The 24,743-nt window shown below is 33.6% G+C and carries 23 protein-coding genes and 1 riboswitch; of the genes, 16 read left to right on the top strand and 7 right to left on the bottom strand.

The window, feature by feature from the left end; all coding sequences use genetic code 11:
- The first annotated feature begins 1 nt into the window (after window position 1).
- The 8 genes from purS to purD are packed head-to-tail and all read left to right on the top strand — an operon-like array spanning window position 2 to window position 8,924.
- Window positions 2-262 carry a phosphoribosylformylglycinamidine synthase subunit PurS gene (gene purS, locus ACM591_RS10325; protein ID WP_017724119.1) on the top strand — a complete coding sequence of 87 codons (261 nt, stop codon included), beginning with the start codon at window positions 2-4 and terminating at the stop codon, window positions 260-262.
- Window positions 262-933 (top strand): phosphoribosylformylglycinamidine synthase I, encoded by a 672-nt coding sequence (gene purQ / locus ACM591_RS10320; RefSeq protein WP_029379094.1) that lies wholly within the window; start codon window positions 262-264, stop codon window positions 931-933. The genes purS and purQ overlap by 1 nt, the downstream gene beginning before the upstream one ends.
- Complete coding sequence (gene purL / locus ACM591_RS10315) at window positions 926-3,115, top strand: phosphoribosylformylglycinamidine synthase subunit PurL (RefSeq protein ID WP_029379093.1); 2,190 nt, start codon at window positions 926-928, stop codon at window positions 3,113-3,115. Before purQ ends, purL begins: the two co-directional genes overlap by 8 nt.
- On the top strand, window positions 3,094-4,581 hold the full coding sequence (gene purF, locus ACM591_RS10310) for an amidophosphoribosyltransferase (RefSeq protein ID WP_029379092.1): 1,488 nt from the start codon (window positions 3,094-3,096) through the stop codon (window positions 4,579-4,581). The genes purL and purF overlap by 22 nt, the downstream gene beginning before the upstream one ends.
- Entirely contained in the window at window positions 4,574-5,602 is a 1,029-nt protein-coding gene (purM, locus tag ACM591_RS10305) for a phosphoribosylformylglycinamidine cyclo-ligase (RefSeq protein WP_029379091.1), read from the top strand. The genes purF and purM overlap by 8 nt, the downstream gene beginning before the upstream one ends.
- A gap of 2 nt (window positions 5,603-5,604) precedes the next feature.
- Window positions 5,605-6,171, top strand: a complete 567-nt coding sequence (gene purN, locus ACM591_RS10300) for a phosphoribosylglycinamide formyltransferase (RefSeq protein ID WP_029379090.1) — start codon at window positions 5,605-5,607, stop codon at window positions 6,169-6,171.
- A 15-nt stretch (window positions 6,172-6,186) separates the two neighbouring features.
- Window positions 6,187-7,665 (top strand): bifunctional phosphoribosylaminoimidazolecarboxamide formyltransferase/IMP cyclohydrolase, encoded by a 1,479-nt coding sequence (purH, locus tag ACM591_RS10295; protein ID WP_326007573.1) that lies wholly within the window; start codon window positions 6,187-6,189, stop codon window positions 7,663-7,665.
- Window positions 7,666-7,685: 20 nt separating this feature from the next.
- A complete protein-coding gene (gene purD / locus ACM591_RS10290; RefSeq protein WP_418354375.1) occupies window positions 7,686-8,924 on the top strand; it encodes a phosphoribosylamine--glycine ligase in 1,239 nt (412 codons plus the stop codon).
- Between the two features lie 108 nt (window positions 8,925-9,032).
- Here purD and ACM591_RS10285 read toward each other — a convergent pair whose 3' ends face one another.
- The 4 genes from ACM591_RS10285 to graF form a co-directional block, all read right to left on the bottom strand.
- Window positions 9,033-9,839, bottom strand: a complete 807-nt coding sequence (locus tag ACM591_RS10285) for an energy-coupling factor transporter transmembrane component T family protein (RefSeq protein ID WP_029379087.1) — start codon at window positions 9,837-9,839, stop codon at window positions 9,033-9,035.
- On the bottom strand, window positions 9,832-11,241 hold the full coding sequence (locus ACM591_RS10280; protein ID WP_217971716.1) for an ABC transporter ATP-binding protein: 1,410 nt from the start codon (window positions 11,239-11,241) through the stop codon (window positions 9,832-9,834). Before ACM591_RS10280 ends, ACM591_RS10285 begins: the two co-directional genes overlap by 8 nt.
- 12 nt (window positions 11,242-11,253) lie before the next feature.
- On the bottom strand, window positions 11,254-11,829 hold the full coding sequence (locus ACM591_RS10275) for an ECF transporter S component (protein ID WP_029379085.1): 576 nt from the start codon (window positions 11,827-11,829) through the stop codon (window positions 11,254-11,256).
- 80 nt (window positions 11,830-11,909) lie between these two features.
- Window positions 11,910-12,011, bottom strand: a riboswitch (TPP riboswitch).
- Between the two features lie 362 nt (window positions 12,012-12,373).
- Window positions 12,374-12,508 (bottom strand): glycopeptide resistance-associated protein GraF, encoded by a 135-nt coding sequence (graF, locus tag ACM591_RS10270; protein ID WP_194185128.1) that lies wholly within the window; start codon window positions 12,506-12,508, stop codon window positions 12,374-12,376.
- Between the two features lie 242 nt (window positions 12,509-12,750).
- On the opposite strand from graF, the gene auxA reads away from it, so the two are divergent.
- The 5 genes from auxA to ptsP all read left to right on the top strand — a co-directional run bounded on the left by auxA (window position 12,751) and on the right by ptsP (window position 18,291).
- Complete coding sequence (gene auxA, locus ACM591_RS10265) at window positions 12,751-14,052, top strand: lipoteichoic acid stability factor AuxA (protein WP_029379084.1); 1,302 nt, start codon at window positions 12,751-12,753, stop codon at window positions 14,050-14,052.
- A 318-nt stretch (window positions 14,053-14,370) separates the two neighbouring features.
- The gene (locus ACM591_RS10260) at window positions 14,371-15,540 is read left to right on the top strand and encodes a class I SAM-dependent rRNA methyltransferase (RefSeq protein WP_029379083.1); all 1,170 of its coding nucleotides are present in this window, start codon (window positions 14,371-14,373) and stop codon (window positions 15,538-15,540) included.
- A gap of 59 nt (window positions 15,541-15,599) precedes the next feature.
- Entirely contained in the window at window positions 15,600-16,142 is a 543-nt protein-coding gene (locus ACM591_RS10255) for a hypothetical protein (RefSeq protein ID WP_029379082.1), read from the top strand.
- A gap of 164 nt (window positions 16,143-16,306) precedes the next feature.
- Window positions 16,307-16,573: a phosphocarrier protein HPr gene (locus ACM591_RS10250; RefSeq protein WP_017724134.1), complete on the top strand. Its 267-nt coding sequence runs from the start codon at window positions 16,307-16,309 to the stop codon at window positions 16,571-16,573.
- A gap of 2 nt (window positions 16,574-16,575) precedes the next feature.
- Window positions 16,576-18,291, top strand: coding sequence for a phosphoenolpyruvate--protein phosphotransferase (gene ptsP / locus ACM591_RS10245; protein WP_038678276.1), 1,716 nt, complete (start codon window positions 16,576-16,578; stop codon window positions 18,289-18,291).
- Between the two features lie 198 nt (window positions 18,292-18,489).
- Here the strand turns inward: ptsP and ACM591_RS10240 are convergent, their stop codons facing one another.
- Window positions 18,490-18,720: a glutaredoxin family protein gene (locus ACM591_RS10240; protein WP_029379080.1), complete on the bottom strand. Its 231-nt coding sequence runs from the start codon at window positions 18,718-18,720 to the stop codon at window positions 18,490-18,492.
- Between the two features lie 198 nt (window positions 18,721-18,918).
- Between ACM591_RS10240 and ACM591_RS10235 the strand changes: the two genes are divergently transcribed.
- From ACM591_RS10235 to ACM591_RS10225, 3 genes are all read left to right on the top strand, one after another.
- Entirely contained in the window at window positions 18,919-20,274 is a 1,356-nt protein-coding gene (locus ACM591_RS10235) for a cytochrome ubiquinol oxidase subunit I (protein WP_029379079.1), read from the top strand.
- Window positions 20,271-21,287 (top strand): cytochrome d ubiquinol oxidase subunit II, encoded by a 1,017-nt coding sequence (locus ACM591_RS10230; protein ID WP_029379078.1) that lies wholly within the window; start codon window positions 20,271-20,273, stop codon window positions 21,285-21,287. The genes ACM591_RS10235 and ACM591_RS10230 overlap by 4 nt, the downstream gene beginning before the upstream one ends.
- Before the next feature lie 98 nt (window positions 21,288-21,385).
- Window positions 21,386-22,045 (top strand): potassium channel family protein, encoded by a 660-nt coding sequence (locus ACM591_RS10225; RefSeq protein ID WP_017724139.1) that lies wholly within the window; start codon window positions 21,386-21,388, stop codon window positions 22,043-22,045.
- Window positions 22,046-22,348: 303 nt separating this feature from the next.
- On the opposite strand, the gene rnjA is transcribed toward ACM591_RS10225, so the two are convergent.
- Entirely contained in the window at window positions 22,349-24,229 is a 1,881-nt protein-coding gene (gene rnjA / locus ACM591_RS10220) for a ribonuclease J1 (RefSeq protein ID WP_038678279.1), read from the bottom strand.
- On the bottom strand, window positions 24,229-24,444 hold the full coding sequence (locus ACM591_RS10215) for a DNA-dependent RNA polymerase subunit epsilon (RefSeq protein WP_029379076.1): 216 nt from the start codon (window positions 24,442-24,444) through the stop codon (window positions 24,229-24,231). Before ACM591_RS10215 ends, rnjA begins: the two co-directional genes overlap by 1 nt.
- Window positions 24,445-24,743: the final 299 nt, after the last annotated feature.

Here is a 24,743-nt window from a genome sequence, read left to right as displayed (position 1 = left end):
AATGAAAACAATTGAACTACACATCACATTACAACCACAAGTATTAGATACACAAGGACAAGCGTTAAACCGTGCGGTACATGATTTAGGTTATAAACAAGTTAATGATATTCGTGTTGGGAAAGTTTTATATATGACGGTCGATGAAGCTACAGATGCTGAAGTGCACAATGTGGTTACGACATTAAGTGAAAAACTATTTGCTAATACTGTAATTGAAGAATATAGCTATAAAGTATTGGAAGAAGGAGAGAAAGCATAATGAAATTTGCAGTGCTGAAATTTCCAGGGTCCAATTGTGATAGAGATATGTATAATGCGGCGATAAAGTCTGGTGTACAAGCAGAATATGTTGATTATAGAAACACTTCTTTAGATGGTTTTGATGGTGTGTTAATTCCAGGAGGTTTTTCATTTGGAGACTATCTGCGTTCGGGCGCAATGGCTAGTGTTGCACCAATTACTGAAGAAGTGAAAAGACTTGCATCAGAAGGTAAACCGGTATTAGGTGTTTGTAATGGATTTCAAATATTAACAGAAATAGGGCTATTACCTGGCGCGTTATTACATAATGACTCGCACTTGTTTGTCAGCCGTAACGAATCTTTAAAAGTTGTTAATAATCAAACAGCATTTACAAATTTATATGATGAAAATGAAGTGGTAGTATACCCTGTTGCACATGGTGAAGGACACTATTACTGCACGCCAGATACGTATGAAGCTTTAGATCAAAACAATCAAATTATTTTAAAATATGTTGATAATCCAAATGGTTCATTTAATGATATCGCTGGTATTGTAAATGAACAGGGGAATGTCTGTGGTATGATGCCACATCCAGAACGCGCAATTGAGTCCATTTTAGGTACTGACAGTGGTGTGAAGTTATTTGAAGCAATGGTAAATAGTTGGAGGGAACAAAATGTCTAAGTTTATTGAACCAAGTGCAGAAGAAATTAAATTAGAACAGTTGTACAAAGATATGGGTTTAAGTGAAAAAGAATATGAAAAAGTTTGTGAAATTTTAGGTAAAGAACCTAATTTTACAGAAATAGGTATCTTCTCTGTAATGTGGAGCGAGCATTGTTCTTATAAACACTCTAAGCCATTCTTAACACAATTTCCAACTTCTGGTGAACATGTATTAATGGGACCGGGTGAAGGTGCCGGTGTTGTGGATATAGGTGATAATCAAGCTGTCGTATTTAAAGTAGAATCTCATAACCATCCATCTGCTGTAGAACCTTATCAAGGTGCAGCAACTGGTGTCGGCGGTATTATTAGAGACATCGTGTCTATTGGCGCAAGACCTATTAATTTATTAAACAGCTTACGCTTTGGTGAATTAACTGAAAAACAAAATCGCCGTTTATTACGTGGTGTGGTTGCTGGTATCGGTGGTTATGGTAACTGTATAGGTATTCCAACAACTGCTGGCGAGATAGAGTTTGATGATAGATATGATGGAAATCCTTTAGTAAATGCTATGTGTGTTGGTATCATCGATCATGATATGGTTCAAAAAGGTACAGCAAAAGGTGTAGGTAATTCAGTGATATACGTAGGACTAAAAACTGGCCGTGATGGAATTCATGGCGCTACTTTTGCTTCTGAAGAACTAAGTGAAGATAGTGAAAGTAAACGACCATCAGTACAAATTGGTGACCCATTTGTTGGTAAGAAACTTATGGAAGCAACATTAGAAGCGATTACGTTTGATGAACTTGTAGGTATACAAGATATGGGAGCTGCTGGTTTAACTTCATCTTCTTCAGAGATGGCTGCAAAAGGTGGTAGTGGTTTACATCTGCGTTTAGAACAAGTTCCAACTAGAGAAAAAGGTATATCACCATACGAAATGATGTTATCAGAAACACAAGAGCGTATGTTGCTTGTTGTTGAAAAAGGTACAGAACAAAAATTCTTAGACTTATTTGATAAACACGAATTAGATAGTGCTGTGATAGGTGAAGTAACGGATACAGATCGCTTTGTATTAACGTACGAAGATGAAGTGTTTGCAGATATTCCTGTACAACCTTTATCAGATGAAGCACCTGTTTATGTATTAGAAGGTGAAGCGCCAAACTATAATGAGAGTAAAAATGATTATAGCAAAGTGGATGTAGAGTCTGTATTTGATGAACTATTACAACATCCAACTATTGCATCTAAACGTTACTTATATGAACAATATGATCAACAAGTTGGTGCAAATACAATTGTGAAACCAGGGTTACAATCATCTGTAGTTCGAGTAGAAGGTACGAATAAAGCAATCGCTTCTACGATCGATGGTGAAGCGCGTTATGTATTTAACAACCCTTATGAGGGTGGAAAAATGGTTGTAGCAGAAGCATACCGCAATTTGATTTCTGTAGGTGCTACGCCTTTAGCAATGACTGACTGCCTAAACTATGGCTCACCAGAAAAGAAAGAAATTTATCAACAGCTAGCGGATTCAACGAAAGGTATGTCAGAAGCGTGTGAAGTATTAAGTACGCCAGTCGTATCAGGTAACGTATCACTTTATAATGAAACTAGAGAGACATCTATCTTCCCTACGCCAGTTGTAGGCATGGTCGGATTAATCGAAGACATCGATTATTTAAATGATTTCCAACCAAGTGCTGGCGACACTTTATATGTAGTAGGTGACACAAAAGATGACTTTGGTGGTAGCCAAGTTGAGAAATTACTTTATAAGAAAGTAAATCATGAATTTGAAGCGATTGATTTATCTAATGAAGTACAAAAGGGTGAATCTATTAAACAAGTGATTCGTAATGGTGTTGCATCACATGTTCAAACCGTTGGAAAAGGCGGATTATTGTTGACTTTAGCACGTATGAGCGCACATTACCAACTTGGATTAAACGTACAATTAAACGTAACGAACGCGCAATTATTTAGTGAAACACAAGGGCGCTATATTGTTGCAGTAAAAGAAGGACAAACGTTAGAAATTGAAAATGCTGTAGAAATTGGTCAGTTAACAAATGATGGTCAATTTAAAGTAGCTAATGATGAGGTTCAAGTAACACGTGATGTTCAAAACCTTACTGATATATGGGAAGGAGCAATACCTAAATGTATGACAGCAACGGACTAAATGAAGAATGTGGTGTATTTGGAATTTGGGATCATCCTGAATCTGCACAATTAACTTATATGGGCTTACACAGTTTACAACATCGTGGGCAAGAAGGTGCTGGTATAGTATGCTCTGATGGTGAAAAGTTAATTGGTGAACGTGGTTTAGGATTGTTAACAGAAGCAATCTCTGATATTCAACTTGAAACTTTCAAATCATACCAGCATGCTATTGGTCATGTGAGATACGCAACATCTGGTAATAAAGGTATTGAAAATATCCAACCGTTTTTATACCACTTTTATGATATGAGTGTTGCAGTTTGTCATAATGGAAATCTGATAAACGCACAAAGTTTAAAGCGTTCATTAGAACATCAGGGGTCTATTTTTCATTCATCATCGGATACAGAAGTTATCATGCATTTAATTAGAAGAAGTAAAGCGCCGACCTTTGAAGACGCATTCCAAGAAAGCTTGAGAAAGATAAAAGGTGGATTTACTTTTGCTATTTTAACTAAAGATGCATTATATGGTGCAGTTGATCCTAATGCAATTAGACCATTAGCTGTAGGTAAGATGAAAAACGGTTCTTACATGATTGCGAGTGAAACATGTGCGATTGATGTATTAGGTGCTGAATTTGTACGCGATATTCATGCAGGAGAATACGTTGTGATTAATGACGAAGGTATTAGAGTAGAGTCATACACGAGACACACGACGACAGCTATTTCTGCTATGGAATATATTTACTTTGCTAGACCTGATTCTACAATTGCTGGTAAAAATGTTCACGCTGTTAGAAAGCAATCTGGGAAGCAACTAGCTAAAGAAAGTCCAGCTAACAACGCAGATATGGTCATTGGAGTGCCGAACTCCTCATTATCTGCTGCTTCTGGTTACGCAGAAGAAAGTGGGCTACCTTATGAAATGGGCCTAGTTAAAAACCAATACGTTGCACGTACATTTATACAACCGACCCAAGAATTACGTGAACAAGGTGTACGCGTAAAATTATCAGCGGTTAAGGATATTGTTCAAGATAAAAATATCGTACTTGTAGATGATTCAATTGTTCGAGGTACAACTAGTAGACGCATCGTGCAAATGTTGAAAGATGCTGGTGCAAGAGAAGTACATGTACGCATCGCGTCGCCTGAGTTTATGTTCCCGAGCTTTTATGGTATCGACGTTTCGACAACAGCTGAACTTATTTCTGCCAACAAATCGCCAGAAGAAATAAGCGAACATATTGGTGCAGATTCGTTAGCTTATCTATCGGTTGATGGATTGATCGATTCCATCGGACTTGAAGTAGATGCACCATACAGTGGATTATGTGTAGAAAGTTTTACTGGTGACTATCCAGCAGGACTTTATGACTATGAAGAAGATTATATAGCACATCTAAGTGACCGCCAAAAAGCATATATAGCAGATCATAAACAATTCTTTGATAGAGAGGGTAATTTAAATGTCTAAAGCATATCAACAAGCCGGTGTAGATATTAATGCAGGTTATGAAGCAGTAAATCGTATGTCTAGTCACGTTAAGAGAACAATGCGTAAAGAAGTACTTGGTGGTTTAGGTGGCTTTGGGGCAACATTTGACCTATCACAATTAAACATGAAAGAACCATTACTCGTTTCAGGTACAGACGGAGTAGGTACAAAATTAAAATTAGCAATAGATAACGATAAACATGACACAATTGGTATTGATGCCGTTGCAATGTGCGTCAATGATATTTTAACTACAGGTGCTGAGCCACTGTATTTCTTAGATTATATTGCAACACATAAAGTTGTCCCAGAAGTCATCGAACAAATTGTCAAAGGGGTAAGTGACGGTTGTGAAGAGACACATACTGCTTTAATTGGTGGAGAAACTGCAGAGATGGGTGAAATGTATCACGAAGGTGAATATGATTTGGCAGGATTTGCTGTAGGTGCTGTTGAAAAAAGTGAATATATTGATGGTTCTTCCGTAAAGCCAGGTCAAGTTATCTTAGGACTTGAATCTAGTGGTATTCATTCCAATGGTTACAGCTTAGTGAGAAAATTAATCGAAAAATCTAAAATTGATTTACAAGATAACTACAATGATGAACAAACATATTTAGAAGCGTTTTTAGAACCAACAAGATTATATGTTACTCCAGTATTAGCTGTTAAAGAAGCTGTTAACATTCATGCTATGACACACATTACAGGCGGTGGATTTTATGAAAATATTCCTAGAGCATTACCAGAGGGTGTCACTGCCAAAATAGACGTAACTAAATTCCCGACATTACCAATTTTTGATTGGTTGCAACAACAAGGAGAAATTGAAACTGAAGAAATGTACAATATTTTTAATATGGGTATTGGTTTTACGCTTGTCGTAGATGAGGCTCAAGTACAAACGACTTTAGATATACTAAAAAAACAAAATGTAAATGCTTATGCAATTGGAGAAATCGTTGAAGGCGAAGAACCAATTCAATTAACGGGGGTATAAAAGTGACCAAAATAGCTATTTTTGCGTCAGGGTCAGGTAGTAATTTTGAGAGTATAATGACACAAATTGAGCAAGGTAATCTTCCTCATATTGAAGTGACAGCATTGTACACAGATCAAGTGAGTGCACATTGTATTGAACGTGCTAGGAAATACAATCTAGATGTACATATTAACGAATTGAAAAACTTTGATTCTAAAGCAGACTACGAACGGAAAATTATAGAGTGGCTTACTTCAGAAAAAGTTGAATGGATAGTCTTAGCAGGCTATATGAAATTAATTGGCGAAAATATTTTGAAAGCCTATGATAAAAGGATTTTAAATATTCATCCATCCTTATTACCTAAATACAAAGGTAAAGATGCGGTGGGGCAAGCGCTAGCAAGTGGTGACGACATAACGGGTACAACGGTACATTATGTCGATAGTGGGATGGATACAGGAGAAATTATCGAACAAAGAACATGTGATATATACCCGGACGATACTAAAGCTGATTTAGAAGAGCGAATAAAAGCATTAGAACATGAATTATACCCAGCAGTCATTTCAAAAATCATTCAATAAGAGGTGCAAGTAATAATGAAGAAAGCAATTTTAAGTGTGTCTAACAAAACAGGGATTGTAGCGTTTGCGCAATCACTTACAAAAAATGGTTATGAATTATATTCAACAGGTGGAACGATGCGTGCAATCGCAGAAGCGGGCGTACCTGTAAAATCTATTTCTGACTTAACGCAATTTGAAGAAATTATGGATGGCAGAGTTAAGACGTTACATCCATCGGTGCATGGTGGTATTTTAGCAGATCGTGATAAACCTGAACACTTAGAACAATTAAAAGAACAACAAATTGATTTAATAGATATGGTCGTGGTGAATCTTTACCCATTTAAAGAAACGGTTGCTAATCCAAATGTTACAGATGATGACGCGATTGAAAATATAGATATTGGTGGTCCTACAATGTTACGTGCAGCAGCTAAGAACTATAAACACGTAACAACAGTAGTTCACCCTGCTGATTATAATGAAATCATAAATAGATTAAAAGAAGACCAGTTAGATGAAGATTATCGTAAATCATTAATGATTAAAGTATTTGAACATACAAATGAATATGATGCTGCAATTGTCGATTATTTTAAAGATAATAAAGAAAGTTTACGTTATGGTGAAAACCCACAACAGTCTGCATATTTTGTACGTACTTCGGATGCATCACATACACTTGCCGGTGCTAAGCAATTACACGGTAAACAATTAAGTTATAATAATATTAAAGATGCTGACGCTGCTTTATCACTTGTTAAACAGTTTGAACAACCAGCAGCAGTTGCTGTGAAACATATGAATCCTTGTGGCGTTGGCGTTGCTAGTTCAATTGATGAAGCTTACCAACATGCCTTTGAAGCTGACAGCCAATCTATCTTTGGTGGTATTGTAGCTTTAAATAGAACAGTTGAAAAATCATTAGCTGAAACATTGCATGGTATTTTCCTAGAAGTTATTATTGCACCAAAATTCACGCAAGAAGCTTTAGATGTTTTAAGTCAAAAGAAAAATATTAGATTATTAGAAATTGATATGACTATTGATAATAGTGAACAAGAAGTTGTATCAGTCTCAGGTGGTTACTTAGTACAAGATAAAGACAATGTAGCTTTGAAACGTGAAGAAATGAATGTCGTAACTGATGTTGAACCTACAGAAGCACAATGGGATGCGATGTTACTAGGGTGGAAAGTAGTTGCTTCAGTTAAAAGTAATGCAATTATATTAAGTAACGCCAAACAAACTATGGGTATTGGTGCAGGACAAATGAACCGTGTTGGCTCAGCGCAAATCGCTATTGATCGTGCGATTGAAATTAACGACGATGTAGCAATGATTTCCGATGGTTTCTTCCCAATGGATGATACTGTTGAGCTAGCTGCTAAATCAGGCATTAAAGCGATTATTCAACCAGGTGGTTCAATTAAAGACCAAGCATCTATTGATATGGCAAATAAACACGGTATTGCTATGGTAACTACAGGCGTTAGACACTTTAAACATTAATAATGGAGGCCATATATTATATGAAAGTACTTGTAATTGGTGCAGGTGGTAGAGAACATGTTTTAGCACATAAATTAAGTCAATCACCTCTCGTTAATGAAATACATGCTATCCCAGGTAATGATGCAATGGCAGATGTAGCGATAATCCATACGGAAATAGCTGAAACTGATCATGAAAAAATAGTGGCATTTGCACAACAACATGAAATAGCGTGGACGATTATTGGGCCAGAACTACCACTAACAGAAGGTTTAACTGATAAATTACAAGCAGCAGATGTCAAAGTGTTTGGTCCAAATCAAGCTGCTGCGCAAATAGAAGGTTCAAAATTATTTGCAAAACAATTAATGGAAAAATATAAAATACCAACGGCAGAATACAAAGAAATTACTAATAAACAGAGTGCCTTACAATATATTGCATCTTGTGAATATCCTGTTGTATTAAAGAAAGATGGGTTAGCTGCTGGTAAAGGTGTTATTATTGCAAATAATTATGAAGAAGCACAAGCAGGTGTAGAAACTTTATATCCTGAAGAAAAGGGTGTTGTTGTATTTGAACAATTCCTTAAAGGCGAAGAATTTTCACTTATGACTATGGTTAATGGTGACTACGCAGTACCATTTGATTGTATTGCGCAAGATCATAAACGTGCATACGATAATGATCAAGGCCCAAACACAGGTGGGATGGGTGCTTATTGTCCAGTACCTCATATTGATGAATCAATCTTGAAACGTACTAACGACGAAATTGCTCAACCAATTGCCAAAGCTATGGTCCAAGAAGGGTATTCATTTTTTGGTGTGCTTTATATAGGCGCAATTATTACAGCAGACGGTCCAAAAGTAATAGAATTTAATGCTCGTTTTGGTGATCCTGAAGCACAAGTACTACTCACACGTATGGAGAGCGACTTGATGCAACATATAATTGATTTAGAAGAAAAAGCGCCTATCAATTTCGAATGGAAAGATAATGCGGTTGTAGGTGTTATGTTAGCTTCAAAAGGTTATCCAGGACAATATGAAAAAGGGCATCGAGTATCAGGGTTTAATTTAAATGGAGATTACTTTATAAGTGGTTTAAAGAAAGAAAATGATGAGTATGTTACTTCGGGCGGTCGTGTCATATTAGCATTAGGCGAAGGTGAAAATATTGCTGAAGCTAAATTTAATGCCTATGAAGCGGTCGACAAAATAGAAAGCGATGGTCTTTTCTATCGTAAAGATATTAGTAATAAAGCAATAAAATAGTTAAAAGTTTATCATGAAATTAAAAAGCGATTGGACAAAGTGGTTTAAATTTTGTCCAATCGCTTTTCTTTTTGGATAATATGTCTACTTAAAAAGTGGTTAATCCTTTTAATAAATATCTGTTACACGTATATCTTCAATGCCAGTAATGGGAATGTATTGAGCTAATAAATAAGCACTTAATAACATGATACCCATTACTAAAATTAATAGAAAATCTTTATACGAGAAAGGCGCATAATAATAATATGTTCTTGGACCATCTTTAAATCCATTTTTTTCCATTGCTACAGATAGCTGATGTGCTTTACGAATATTTTGGCTTAACAAAGGAATTAATAAATGTTTTAATTTTTTAAAGCCACGATAATTTTGTGCGTTAATTAACTGATAACGCATTTTTAATGATTTTCTAAGTTGTATTAATGAAATGAACATAAGTGGAACCATACGAATTGCTGCCATAAAGGCATAAGCAACTTTAGGTTTTACTTTTAAGTGTTGCATTAAACTGTAAAAAACTAAAACAATCTGAGAAGTGAAAGCAATTAAAACCCCGAAAAATGAGATGGTAGTCGTACGCATGGCTAAATGTAAGCCACGATATAAACTCTCTGAAGTAATATGGATAAAACCAAATTGGAATAGTGTGTGCGTACCATCACCATAAAAAATCATAAACAACGCAGATATGAGGCTGAATAGCATTGTTAAAATAACAAAAGTTAAAGTGATTTTTAATTGCAAACCATTAAAAGCCAACAAAAATAGTAGCATCAAGCATACAATGTAGAGCATGAAATCAAATTGATGAACAAATATAACAAAGAAAAATAAAATAATAGCGATTGCTAACTTAGTAATTATATTTACATCATCTACAAAAGTATAATGTTTCTTCCAAATATCAAACATAAGAATCACCGGCCATTTCTTCTATGACGTGATGTGATAAATGTAGTCTTCGTGTTGGATAACGAGATATAATTTCTGAATCGTGTGTAACCATAACAATAGTCTGACCACTTGCTACACGTTGTTGAAATAATTTTATTAAATTAAATGTATTATGACTATCGAGGCCGAATGTAGGCTCATCAAGTAATATGAAATCAGATGATGAACTTAGTGCGATTGCAACACTTAAACGTCTTTTTTGACCTATTGAAAGTTCATAAGGATGTTGAGACTTTACTGATAACAAGTTAAGCGTTTCTAACATCGCTTCAGTCTGCGTCTCAGCTTCTTGTTTAGAATTAAATTTATTTCTATATTGAATATAAATTTCATCATAAACGGAGGAGGTAATGAATTGTAACTCTGGATTTTGATAAACTAAATACATATATTTAGCGGCTACTTTAATTTTATTGAAAGGCCGATGATTCACTAACATACGTCCTTCATATTTAATTAATTGCATCATTGATTCGAGTAATGATGTTTTTCCAGAGCCATTTGCGCCTGTAATTGTAATCCATTCTCCAGTACCTACATTTAATTGAGATATATTAACAAGATTTCGCTTACCACGTTTTATAGTTACATTATCAAATTCAAGGTCTAAGTTTGAGCTACCACTATTGAAATGCATAGTTGGTGGGGCATATTGCCATGCGTTCGGGTGCCAAACACCATATTCTGTTAACAAATCTTCATGTTCATTCAAGATTTCCTCGGGCGTGTTATCGGCAATGATGTCACCCTCATAATTTAATAAGATGACACGATCCATATGTTGCCATATATGATTCACTTTGTGTTCGACAATAATAACTGTTTGATCTTGCCACAGGGCTTTGATTTTACCCCATAATTCTGCAGTAGATTCAACATCTAACATTGCGGTAGGTTCATCTAAAAATAAGGTGTTCGATTGTTGTAATATCGTTTCGGCAATTGCTAGTTTCTGCTTCATACCACCGCTTAGCTGATTAATGTATTGGTTTTTATCAACTTTTAAATCGACGGCTTTTAATGCGTTATCTATACGTTCATCCATTTCGTGGCGAGGAATTTGTTGATTTTCTAAAACAAAAGCTAATTCTTCGTCAACTTTAGGCATACAAAATTGACTATCTGGATCTTGGAATATAACACTACTAGAATCATCGATAATCAATTCATCATATTTGATAGGTAAATCAATAAGGTTTGGTACAATGCCACTTAATACATTTAACAAAGTGCTTTTGCCAGAACCTGATGGACCTAGTAAAAGTACTTTTTCGTTTTCGTTGATTTGAAGTGATAAATTATCAAATATCTTTCTCTTACCGTTTGGATATTTTAATCGTAAATTTTTTGTAGCTATCAACGTGATTGCTCCTTATAAATTATCATAGTCACTTGCTGAAGCAGGTCTAAACAATTTGGTTACGCCCGTTTGATCCAATGCTTTTACAATATAGTAGGAAATTAGGCCGGCAACGACGATACCACTTATAAGTCTGAAGCCAATATATAACGTTAGATTCCAACCTGCAATTTCACCTAAATAACCATAAGCAAAGTCTAAAGGTAATGTTGAAATAGAAGCTAAGAGTCCAGCGAGCATTGCAATCATTGCTGAACGAGATTTATATTTGAAAATAGCAAATACAATTTCACAGGCTACACCTTGTAATAAGGCATAGACCATAGTTGCTATATCAAAACGGCCCATGACAATAGTTTCACCGGCACCAGCAGCAAATTCAGCTAAAATTGCAATACCAGCTTTAGGAATAATTAGGTATGCAACGATAGCAGCCATGAACCAAGCACCATATGTTAATTCTTCAAAATGTAATCCTGTAACTTGTAACGCTTTATACACAAAATTCCATATGTTGTAAATAACTGCAAAAACAACAGCAATTAATACAGTCACTAGAATTTCTGAAAGCTTTAATCCTTTTGACATTAAAACGCCTCCTAATATAAAAAACGCACAACCTTCTAGAAAGTTGCGCGTTAAAATATAGGCATACAAATACCTGAAAATAGGTGATTAGTACACTTTCCTACGCTAGTTTCATCTAGATCAGGTTCAAAGGGTTTGAGGGTATACCTCATCTCAGTCACAAAACACCCCTAGTGCGAATGATAATTTTAAATTTAACTATAATGTATGACTTTTGTGGGATAATGTCAAGACTGTCCATTAAATTTAATATATAATGTATGTACTTTACTGCCATTAGAGCTAATAATTCTATCATTTAATCAAGGTGCTCATATAAGACGAAGATGAGCTATTATATTAATACACATCTTATCGCATTGCATTTTAATATATAATGTTTTCATCTAGAAATATTGTTTTAAAGCATATCATATCTATACTAATGAAATGACATTGAAAAATCACATAAGAAGGTGAGGGTAGAGCATAATTATGCTCTACCCTCACTTGTCGAATTTACATTTATATTTTAAAGCACGTGATACTTATATTATTGAAACATTTAGTCTAATGAATCTTGTACATTCTTTTTAGTTTCTTCTGTACTATCATCAGCTTTTTCTTTCTTATCTTTTAATTTATCTTCCGCTTCTTTTGCTTGTTCTGCGGCTTTTTTGTTTAATTCTTCTTTACTCATAGATTAAACACTCCTTTTAAACTATATGGCTTGTATAATATATACATACCACAACATAAAAAAATCAAACAAAACTAGTGATTTAAATTTTAGTCTTAGTTATAATCAATTTATTGTTTAAATGTATGATATAAGTGGAAAGTTGACTATACATCGATTTATATCATACTATGGACGTATTTATTAAATTCTTAAAGACAAGAACTAAATGTTAATATATAATAACTTTTGAGGTGAATGGTATGTCTTTTTTGAAGAAACACGCTGAGATATTGTATAGTTATATTATAGGCATCGTTTCGCTTTTCACAGGTCTCATCATTTTAATTAATTTACCTTTAATTGATAAATTAAATAACAAGGGTAAAATTGACTTACATATTCATAATGTATGGGATTTTATAAACGCATTCTTTGGTGAAATAATTAGAGTAATAAGCAATTATATTGGGAATTTCCCAGTAATTAGTGCCATTATAATCATTTTATTCGGTATTGGTGTTATTTTGCTTGGTTTCACTCTATTTAGAACAACAAGATACGACTATGATATTTCAATATTCTTTTTAGTTGTTGGTATATTGTTCTTTATTATCACGTTAATATTAATGACTCAAGTTTATAGCTTCTTTGCTATTATTTTCGTAATACCATTTGTAATTCACATTGGTTACATCGTTTATAAGGATGAGTTAAATACAGATCATAGAAAATACCATTATCTTTGGATTATTTTCAGTTATGGTATTAGTTATTTACTCACGCAAATTGTGCTATACGGAAGAATTGATAGTGATGAAATTATACCGATTGATATTTTAAGTGTGAACACATTTTTCATAATCATGTGGTTACTAGGTCAAATGTCAATTTGGAACTTTTTATTCTTAAGAAGATCCCTTCCACTAACTAAGCAAGAACTTGGTGAAGAAGAACCGGAATTATCTAGAACAAGTAAAGGCACAGTAACAAATCAAACGAAAGAAACGTGGAAAAACATACAAGATAAAACGACAGAATTTACTAGGAAGACACGTAGAAGTGTAGATATTCAAAAAGCAAGAGATAAAAAAGATAAATTCATTACGAAGTGGAAAGAAAAAATTGATATTCAAGAGGATGATATTCCTAATTGGATGAAAATACCAAAATGGGTAAAATCAGCGTATGTAGAATTATTTTGTGGCGCAGTCCTATTGTTTTTTACTTTAATTGAATTTAACAATAGAAATTCATTGTTTGTGTCTGGCAATTGGGAGATTTCTCAAACACAATACGTAATTGAGTGGATAACATTGCTGCTGTTAATGTTTATCATCATTATTTATATATTAACGACATTAACAAATTTCTTGAAAGATAGATTTTACTATTTACAACTATTCATGGTCAGTTTATTATTTTTCAAATTACTAACTGAATTTGTGAATATTATGGTACATGGCTTATTACTATCAATTTTCATAACACCAATATTACTAATTATGTTAATTGCTATTGTAGTAGCTTTTGTAATGAAATTACGTGAACCAAGTAAATATTAATGCACTAGGACATTGAAGCAGATAAGACGAAGCGTTAAATCTTATTGAATAAATAAGATGATATCGACTGACTCTGGTAATAGTGACTATTAAAGAATCAAGTTTGTGACAAATGAGCATACTTTTCAATTTTAGTCAGATTTTTCCAATATAATCTTTAAAAGGCTGAGACATATATTAGTTGTCTCGGCCTTTAATATTTACTAACAATAATGTAGTTATTTAAAGATAATTGATGTTACCATAAGGTTGAGATGATAGAATAAGTAAGCGAAGAAAAATTATAAATATAAAAAGCAGAAAGGCTGACATAATTTTATGAAAACTGCCACATTAAATAGAGGTAAAGAAACAAAGTATTTAAATGAATATCCACTTATAGATGAAGATGATATTTACTCACATGACCATTTAAAAGAAGGAGATTTATTTTATTTAGTTAATAATCAGGAACAATATATTGCTACTGCATATGTTGGTAAACAACATAAAGGAATCGGATGGGTTTTAAGTTATGATAAAAATGAAGTGATTAACACGCAATTTTTTGAAAGACTATTTGAAACAGCAAAATCTGAAAGAACGTATTTTTATAATATCGACGGAACAAACGCTTTTAGAGTCTTTAATGGTGAAGGAGATGGCGTTGGCGGTCTGACAATAGACAACTACGATGGACATTTCTTAATTCAATGGTATTCAAAAGGGATTTATAAATTCCGTTATAATGTACTGTCAGCCTTAAAAGCGGTCTTTCCTTACACTTCAGTATATGAAAAAATGCGTTTTAAAGATGCAGAAATCGAAGGTGGCTTTGTTGATGGTGAAGCACCAGAATTTCCAATTGTAATTGAAGAGAACTTTACTTTTTATAATGTACACTTAGACGATGGGCCGATGACTGGCATCTTTTTAGATCAGAAAGAAGTACGTAAAAAATTAAAAGACCAATACGCAGAAAATAAAGAAATATTAAATGTTTTTAGTTATACGGGTGCATTTTCAGTCGTTGCAGCAGAAAAAGCTGAAATGACAACAAGTGTAGATTTAGCAAACCGTTCTCGTGCGTTAACTGAAGAAAACTTAGGGTTAAATAGTATCGATCCTAAATCGCAATATATTTATGTAATGGATACATTTGATTTTTATAATTATGCACGTCGTCATGATTTATTTTATGACACAATTGTTATAGATCCTCCAAGTTTTTCTAGAAATAAGAAAAAAACGTTTTCTGTACAAAAAGATTACGATAAATTAATTTTAGGTGCGCTAGATATACTTGGACCAGACGGCACGTTATTATTGTGTACAAATAATAGTGCATTTTCATTAAAAGCATTTAAAAATGTAGTGAATACAACATTAAAAGCTGAAAATGTAGATTATGAAATTGTTGATGTAATGGGCTTGCCTAAAGACTTTAAAACACATCCTCATTATAAACCTTCTAAATATTTAAAAGCTATTTTTGTAAAAATAAAGTAAAACTTTGAAAAAAGGGTATTATTTTTAATGTGAATGAATTTACTTAAGGAGTGAACGAGATGAGCTTTAAAAATAAAATAACAAATAAATTTACAAATAAAGTAGGCAATAAAGTATTAAAAATTGAAGATATTAAACAAAAAAGTAGTATACCTACAACTAATATTGAAATTGAGGAACGCCGTGAAAGAGCACAAGCACTTGTTAGAAAAAAATCAGTTTTATCTTCGAGTGTGAGTATTGTACCAATTCCAGGTTTAGACTTTGGTGTAGATATTAAACTCATGAGAGATATAATTGAAGATGTAAACAAGATTTATGGTCTTGACCATAAACAAGTTAATAATATGGGAGACGATATGAAAGAACGTGTTTTTGCAGCGGCTGCCATTCAAGGAAGTCAATTTATAGGTAAAAAAGTATCTAATGCAATATTGAAAGTAGTTATTCGAGATGTAGCAAAACGAGTAGCGGCTAAACAAACTAAATGGTTTCCTATTCTTGGCCAAGCAATCTCTGCTTCAATAAGCTATTACTTCATGAAGAAAATAGGGGAAGAACACATTCAAAAATGTGAAAAAGTTGTGAAAACACTTGTTTAGAACTATAGCGTTTTCACAAAATGATTAAAATTCGTTGAATATTGTCATATCATGGGTGCAACGAATTGAATTTATATGTATAATTTGGTAATGTTATTATATAAAACTATGCTAGGTTTTATAATAAACTAACGATTCTAACTATACGAAGGAGATATCATATTATGGAACAAAAATCATATGTAATTATTGACGAAACAGGTATCCACGCTCGTCCAGCGACAATGCTTGTTCAAACAGCTTCAAAATTCGACTCAGATATTCAATTAGAATATAATGGTAAAAAAGTTAACTTGAAATCAATCATGGGTGTTATGAGTTTAGGTGTAGGTAAAGATGCTGAAATCACTATCTACGCTGATGGTAGCGATGAAACTGACGCAATCGAAGCAATTACAGATATCTTATCTAAAGAAGGATTAACTAAATAATTATGTCTAATCATATTAATGGCATAGCTGCATCTGATGGTGTAGCTATTGCTAAAGCATATTTATTAGTTGAACCTGATCTTTCATTTGATAATGAAAAAGTAACGGATATCGACGCTGAAATTGCTAAGTTTAATCATGCTATCGAAACATCTAAAGTTGAATTAACTAAGATTAGAAATAATGCAGAAGAGAATTTAGGTGCCGATAAGGCAGCGATTTTTGATGCACATTTATTAGTTTTAGATGATCCTGAATTAATTCAACCGATTGAAGATAAAATTAAAAACGAACAAGTTAACGCACCAACTGCATTATCTGATGTAACTGGACAATTTATCACAATATTCGAATCAATGGATAATGAATACATGAAAGAGCGTGCTGCTGATATTAGAGACGTTTCCAAACGTGTATTAGCACACATCTTAGGTGTAGAATTACCGAATCCTAGTATGATTGATGAAAGCGTTGTTATAATCGGAAACGATTTAACACCTTCAGATACTGCTCAATTAAACAAAGAATTTGTACAAGGATTTGTTACAAATATTGGTGGTAGAACATCACATTCTGCAATTATGAGTCGTTCATTAGAAATTGCTGCAGTTGTAGGCACTAAATCAATTACTAAAGAAGTAAAACAAGGCGATATGATTATCGTTGATGGTTTAACTGGTGAAGTAATTATTGACCCAACTGAAGACGAAGTTATAGCGTACCAAAATAAACGTGAGCGTTTCTTTGAAGATAAGCAAGCGTTACAACAATTACGTGATGAACCTTCAACAACAGCTGATGGAACGCATGTAGAGCTTGCTGCTAACATAGGTACACCAGATGACTTAAAAGGTGTTATCGAAAATGGCGCAGAAGGTATTGGATTATACCGTACTGAGTTCTTATATATGGGTAGAGATGAAATGCCAACTGAAGATGAACAATTTGAGGCTTATAAAAAAGTGTTGGAAACAATGGAAGATAAGCGTGTTGTTGTACGTACTTTAGATATTGGTGGCGACAAAGAGTTACCATATTTAAACTTACCTGAAGAAATGAATCCATTCTTAGGATATCGTGCAATTCGTTTATGCTTAGATCAACCTGATATTTTCAGACCACAATTAAGAGCATTATTACGTGCATCTACTTACGGTAGATTAAATATCATGTTCCCAATGGTTGCCACAATTAAAGAGTTTCGAGATGCAAAAGCATTATTATTGGAAGAAAAAGAGAATTTAACAAACGAAGGCATTGAGGTATCTGACGATATTGAATTAGGTATTATGGTAGAGATACCATCAACTGCTGCTTTAGCAGATGTATTTGCTAAAGAAGTTGATTTCTTTAGTATTGGTACAAATGATTTGATTCAATATACAATGGCTGCTGATCGTATGTCTGAGCGTGTTTCTTACTTGTATCAACCATACAATCCTTCAATTTTACGTTTAGTAAAACAAGTGATTAAAGCTTCACATAATGAAGGAAAATGGACTGGTATGTGCGGAGAAATGGCTGGAGATGAAACTGCTATTCCATTGCTATTAGGTCTAGGTTTAGATGAGTTTTCAATGAGTGCGACATCTATATTGAAAGCACGTCGACAAATCAAAGGTTTAAGTCAAAATGAAATGGAAGAACTAGCGGATAGAGCAATTAATTGTGCGACTTCAGAAGAAGTGCAAGAATTGGTTGAACAATACGCAAAATAAAAATTTTGAATAATTTTGTAAGCGAATGCATATAAGTTTGAATTGCTTTAGTGTATCGCTTTAACCAAAAAACTGTTCACAGAGTTAAATAACTTTGTGAACAGTTTTTTTATTATTCAAGTCTTTCAATACACAATTGTTGTAAAAAGAAACTTTCTGAGTTAGGTTTGATATATGAGTTAATGAGGACAAAGCCAATTAACTTAAGTTTAGACTTTGATTGATTTTATCCATATCAATTTGATACATTGGTTCGTTGTCTATTAAGATAAATGGTGTAGCAAATGCATCATAATCTATCATTTCCTTTCTGAATTTTGAATTGCTAATATTTTTTTCAGTATAGTCAATTGCTTTATCTGATAAGTAATTTTTGATAAACGTACAAGGGGGGCAATCATTTTGAGTGTAAATTATAATTTCAGTCATGGTACTTTGTCCTTTCATAATTGTAATTTACTTAAATATAAGAAACTTTAATAAATTATTCAAGTTTAAAAATTACATGTTATTGGTCATTAATTTGTCACTTTATTTTGAGCGCAATTTATTTCAAAAAAAAGTAAAGCAGTTTATAATGAATAGACGTTGTGATTTTTGTCACAAATAAATAAAAAAGGTGATATTATGGATTCAGTTGAATTAGCACGTTTTTTAACTGCGATGACACTCGCAGTTCATATAATTTTTGCAACAATCGGAGTAGGTGTACCGGTCATGTTTGCTGTTGCTGAGTTTTTAGGGATTAAGAAAAATGATCCATCATATACGGCTATGGCTAAAAGGTGGTCTAAAGGCTATACCATCACAGTTGCGGTTGGTGTTGTAACCGGTACTATTATTGGTTTGCAATTGTCTTTACTTTGGCCAACGTTTATGCAAATGGGCGGTCACGTTATAGCATTACCATTGTTTATGGAAACTTTTGCTTTCTTCTTTGAAGCAATTTTCTTGAGTATTTACTTATATACATGGGATCGTTTTAAAGGGAAGTGGACACATTTTCTAATAAGTATTCCGGTTATATTAGGTGGCTCATTCTCCGCGTTCTTTATCACAGCAGTTAACTCATTCATGAACACACCTGCTGGATTTGAAATGAAAAACGGTAAAATGGTTAACGTACAGCCACTAGTAGCAATGTTTAATGATTCATTCTTAATACGTTCATTTCACGTTGTAGCCACTGCGTTAATGACGATGGCATTTGTATTAGCAGCTATTGCAGCATTCAAATTATTAAGAAATAAATTTAAAAAAGATACTGAGTATCATAAAAAAGCACTTAAATTAACTATGATTCTAGGTGTGATATTCACCTTGGGCTCAATGTTAGCTGGGGATATGTCAGCAAAATTCTTACATCAAGAGCAACCAGAAAAACTAGCAGCATATGAGTGGCATTTTGATACAGAATCAAATGCAGATTTAGTACTATTTGGTTCTTTAGATGAAAAAACACAAGAGGTTTCAGGTGCGGTTAAAATCCCTGGTATTTTAAGCTTCTTAGCAGATAATAATACAAATACGGAAGTAAAAGGGTTAAATGATTTCCCTGAGGAATTACATCCGCCGATGATTGTACATTATTATTTTGACTTAATGGTTTCTATGGGTGTATTTTGCCTTGTAGTATCAGGTGCATACGTGTTGACGCTTGTATTTAAAAAGTTACGGAAATTTACACATTCTAAACCAATGTTATATGGTGCATTATTGACTGGACCTGCAGCCATGTTGGCAATTGAGTTTGGTTGGTTCTTAACAGAACAAGGCCGTCAACCATGGATGGTTCGGGGCTATCTAAAAGTAGCTGATGCCGCAACACAAGCAGGTGGCCTAACACTCGTGACGATATTATTTGGATTACTTTATATCGTGCTTATAGTTACTTCTGCTTATGTACTGATTCGTATGTTTAGACATAAGCCAGCTTATAAAGACGTTGAAGCATTAGCTTCAGAAAGAGGTGAAGCAGAATGATATTTGCTTATATTGGTATTTCAGTGCTTTGGATTTTCTTGTTCTGTTACATCATTATCGCCTCAATTGATTTTGGTGCAGGCTTTTTTACACTACATGCAAAAATTACGAAGCAGGATAAGAAAATTAATCATTTAATCGCACGTTATCTAAATCCAGTATGGGAAGTAACAAATGTGTTCTTTGTATTTTTCTTCGTAGGAATGGTTGGATTCTTCCCGGATGCAGCGAAGTATTTTGGCACAGTGTTACTATTGCCAGCGTCAATCGCGTTGATTTTACTATCAATTAGAGGTGGCTTTTACGCTTTTGAAAACTATGGTCCAGATACAAAGTTACCTTGGTTAGCAATGTACGGCATTGCTGGATTATTGATTCCAGCTGCACTGGCTACAACGTTAACGATATCTGAAGGTGGTTATATCACTGGCACAGAAAATCATTTAGATTTAAACTGGTTAGAATTATTGCTTAGTCCATATTCATGGTCAGTAGTCTTTTTAGCGATTATTTCAGTACTTTATATCTCATCAGGGTTTCTTACATTTTACGCTTCTAAAGCAAAAGATAAACCAGCTTACAATTTATTGAGATATTGGTTCTTAATTTGGGGAGCACCTATGATCGCAGTATCATTATTTGTATTCTTGTCATTGCGTTTGCAAAATGAAGGGCACTTTTTAAATGCAGTAACAAATTATTGGTGGGTGTTCCTACTAAGCTTTATATGTTTTGTTGGAGCAATGCTATTAACACTTATGAAAAAAGGGCATGGCTTTGCATTTATATTAGTGATTTTACAAATGGGCTTTGCATTCTTCGGGTATGGCGCAAGTAAATTGCCGTATATATTGTATCCTTACATTCGCATAGATGAAGGTGTTGTAAATAGTAGTATGGCAATAGCTTTAATTATTGTGTTTATTTTAGGTTTACTTTTACTCATTCCATCGTTAATATTATTATTAAGATTATTTGTTTTCGATAAAAAATATGTAGAAGGCAAAAAATAACTTAATATTTTCAAATGTGGTTATATTAATTGAAAGTAATACTTCTAAAAGTAACGATTTCAATTAATATGCCACAATTTTTAAATTGGAGGACGCATATGGATAAAGAATATGTGGTGATCGGTCTAGGTCGATTCGGTGGAAGTATAGTAAGAGAACTAAATGCATTAGACATGGATGTTATGGCAATAGATATGAATGAAGCTCGAGTAAATGAATATAGTGATATTGCAACACACGCTGTTGTAGCAGATACAACGGATGAAGCTGTGATGAAAAGTTTAGGTATTAGAAACTTTGATCATGTTATTGTTGCTATTGGAGAAAATATTCAATCTAGTACCTTAACGACTTTAATTTTAAAAGAGTTAGGCGTGAAGAAAGTAACAGCAAAAGCCCAAAACGATTATCATGCTAAGATTTTAAATAAAATTGGTGCTGATACGGTCGTGCATCCAGAACGAGATATGGGAAGAAGAATTGCGCATAATGTTGCTAGTGCAAGTGTGTTGGATTATTTAGAACTGGCAGATGAACATTCTATTGTTGAAATCAAAGCAAGTGAGAAAATGGCCGGTCAAACAATTATACAATTGGACATTCGTGCACAATTTGGCATTAGTATTATTGCCATTAAGCGTGGTAGAGAAATCTTAGTATCTCCAGATCCTAATTTAAGTATAGAAATAGGCGATATTTTAATAATGATAGGACACGATAATGATTTAAATCGTTTTGAGAAAAAAGTAGTGAGATAATTAGCACAAGATTATTAAAATTAATAATTTATGAAAAGTTATAATGATTATATATTTCATAAAAGTTAAAGATAGAAAATGCGTTTAAAAGTAGCCACTTATACAATAGCTACTTTTAAGCGTATTTTTTATTTAGGGATTAAGATGCTAGTGATTAAATTTCAATAAAAAAGATGAAGCTGAGACTTGAAATGACGTCTCAACTTCATCTTTGTATTGGTACTTACTAAACGAACCGTTATTAATTAATATTAATTCTGTTTATGTTTGCTATCGCAAATCAACATTTTGTACAACTTACCACTATTCTTTGTTTGATGGTGTATCTGTTGAATCTTTTGAATCTGTTGATTGCTTTTTATTAATATTTTGTTTTTGTTTATTATTATTATTAACTTTTTTATTATTCTTATCTATTGGCTTTTTAGATTTAGCGGGTGCCTTCGTGTTGTTTTTCTTAGGTTTAGGCTGATTATTATTAGTCTTTTTAGAATATGATTGATTACCATCTTCGTTAACTTTCATAATAACTGGTAATATCATTGGTTTACGTGCAGTTTTCTCAAATAGATAAGGTTGCAACGTTTCGATAATAGATGACTTAATTTGATGCCATTGAATCTCTGGGTTTTGATTTAACTTAGCAATTACATCTGTTTTAATTCTACGTTGTGCATCATAAATCAGTTGCCCTGATTCGCGCATATATACGAAACCTCTTGAAATAAGGTCTGGGCCTGATAACAGTGTGTTCGTATTAAAGTCTATACTAACTACAACGATTACTAAGCCTTCTTCAGATAATAGCTTTCTATCGCGAATAACTACGTTACCTATATCTCCAATGCCACTACCATCGACAAGTACATTTCCTGAAGGAATTCTACCAGCTTTACGTGCTGTGTCTCGTGTTAAAGCTAAGACATCACCTATATCAAATATAAAGACATTATCGGGTTCGACACCACATTCGATTCCAGATTGACCGTGTGCTTTTAGCATGCGGTATTCACCATGAATGGGTAGGAAGAACTTAGGGCGTAATAAGCGTAGCATCAATTGTTGATCGCCTTTAGAACCATGTCCTGAGGTATGGATATTCGATACTTTATTATGAATAACTTCTGCACCAGCACGATATAATGAGTTAATCGTACGGTTAATACTCTTTGTATTACCTGGGATAGGTGATGAACTAAAGACAACCGTATCTTCGGGTATTATTTTAATTTGTTTATGGGTACCATTGGCAATTCTTGAAAGTGCAGCCATTGGTTCACCTTGTGAACCAGTACATAAAATCAAGAGTTCATGTTTCGGAACTGTGTTGATTTTATTAGGTTCAACAAATGTTTCTGGTGGTGCTTTGATATAACCTAATTCCATACCGATTTTTATATTATTTTCCATCGAACGACCAAAAGTTACAATCTTACGATTATGTTTAATTGCGGCTTCTACGGCTTGTTGAACACGATAAATATTAGAAGCGAATGTAGCGAATATAATTCTGCCATTACAATTTCTGAATATTTTTTCGACGTTTTGACCAACTTCGCGTTCACTTAATGTGAAATCAGGTACTAATGAGTTGGTTGAATCAGAGAGTAAGCATAGAACACCTTCTTCACCAAGTCTAGCCATTTTAGCTATATTAGCAGGCTCACCAACCGGTGTTAAATCAAATTTGAAATCTCCTGTATGCACGATATTACCTTCAGGTGTGTTTACAATGACACCATAGGATTCTGGAATACTGTGCGTAGTTAAATAGAATGAAACTTCAAAGTGTTTTGATTTAATTACGCTACTTTCTTCAATTTCAATAAGTTCTGTAGTTCTTAGCAGATGATGTTCTTCTAATTTATTTCTAATTAAGCCTAAAGCTAATGGTCCGCCATATATAGGGACATTAATTTTCTTTAATAGGTAGGGCACACCACCTATATGGTCTTCGTGTCCATGAGTAATAAACAGCCCAACGATTTTATCTTGGTTCTGCTCTAGGTAAGTAATATCAGGAATAACGTAATCGATACCTAATAAATTGTCATCAGGAAATTTAATTCCGGCATCGATAATAACGATTTCATCTTGATACTCAACGGCGTAAGTGTTTTTACCAATTTCACCTAAGCCACCAAGTGCATAAACCGCAACTTCATTTTTATGAATTTGTTTCATTATTCAGCTTGCTCCACGTTGAAATGATCTGATTGTTTTTCATACTCTAAATGTGCGCCCTCTAATTTAGTTATAAATTCAATATTAAAATTACGGTTTTTTAGATATCTTCTAACTTGTTCTTCTGTTTGTCCTTCAACATAAATCGTTTGCGTGTTTTCACGTATGATTACTTCTTCACTATTATGTTGATAAAATACTTTAAATACTGCCATTTTATTATTTTCCTCCTAAAAATCATCTATTGATTTTCTTTTTTTATTGTAAAACCCTAGTGTTATAAGTGGGATGAAAATGACGAGGATTATGATGAATCATCATTATTTTCAAAAACGTGATGTTTACGCTACCATTATAGAAATACAACATACTAGTTATCCCAGTATGTTGCTAGGGCGATTTTCTTAATTTCGTTCGATTAGAAAAACACAAATATAATTGTTTGTATGTTTTCAGTTACCTCTCATTTTACATGATGTAGTAGAATAAATAAAGCAGTTTTATCTTGTTGCGT

The sequence above is a fragment of the Staphylococcus sp. Ze2 genome (assembly GCF_048568365.1).
Lineage (GTDB): Bacteria > Bacillota > Bacilli > Staphylococcales > Staphylococcaceae > Staphylococcus > Staphylococcus xylosus.
The sequence above is the reverse complement of the archived record's forward strand: the minus strand, read 5'-3'. Positions and strand labels throughout refer to the sequence as shown.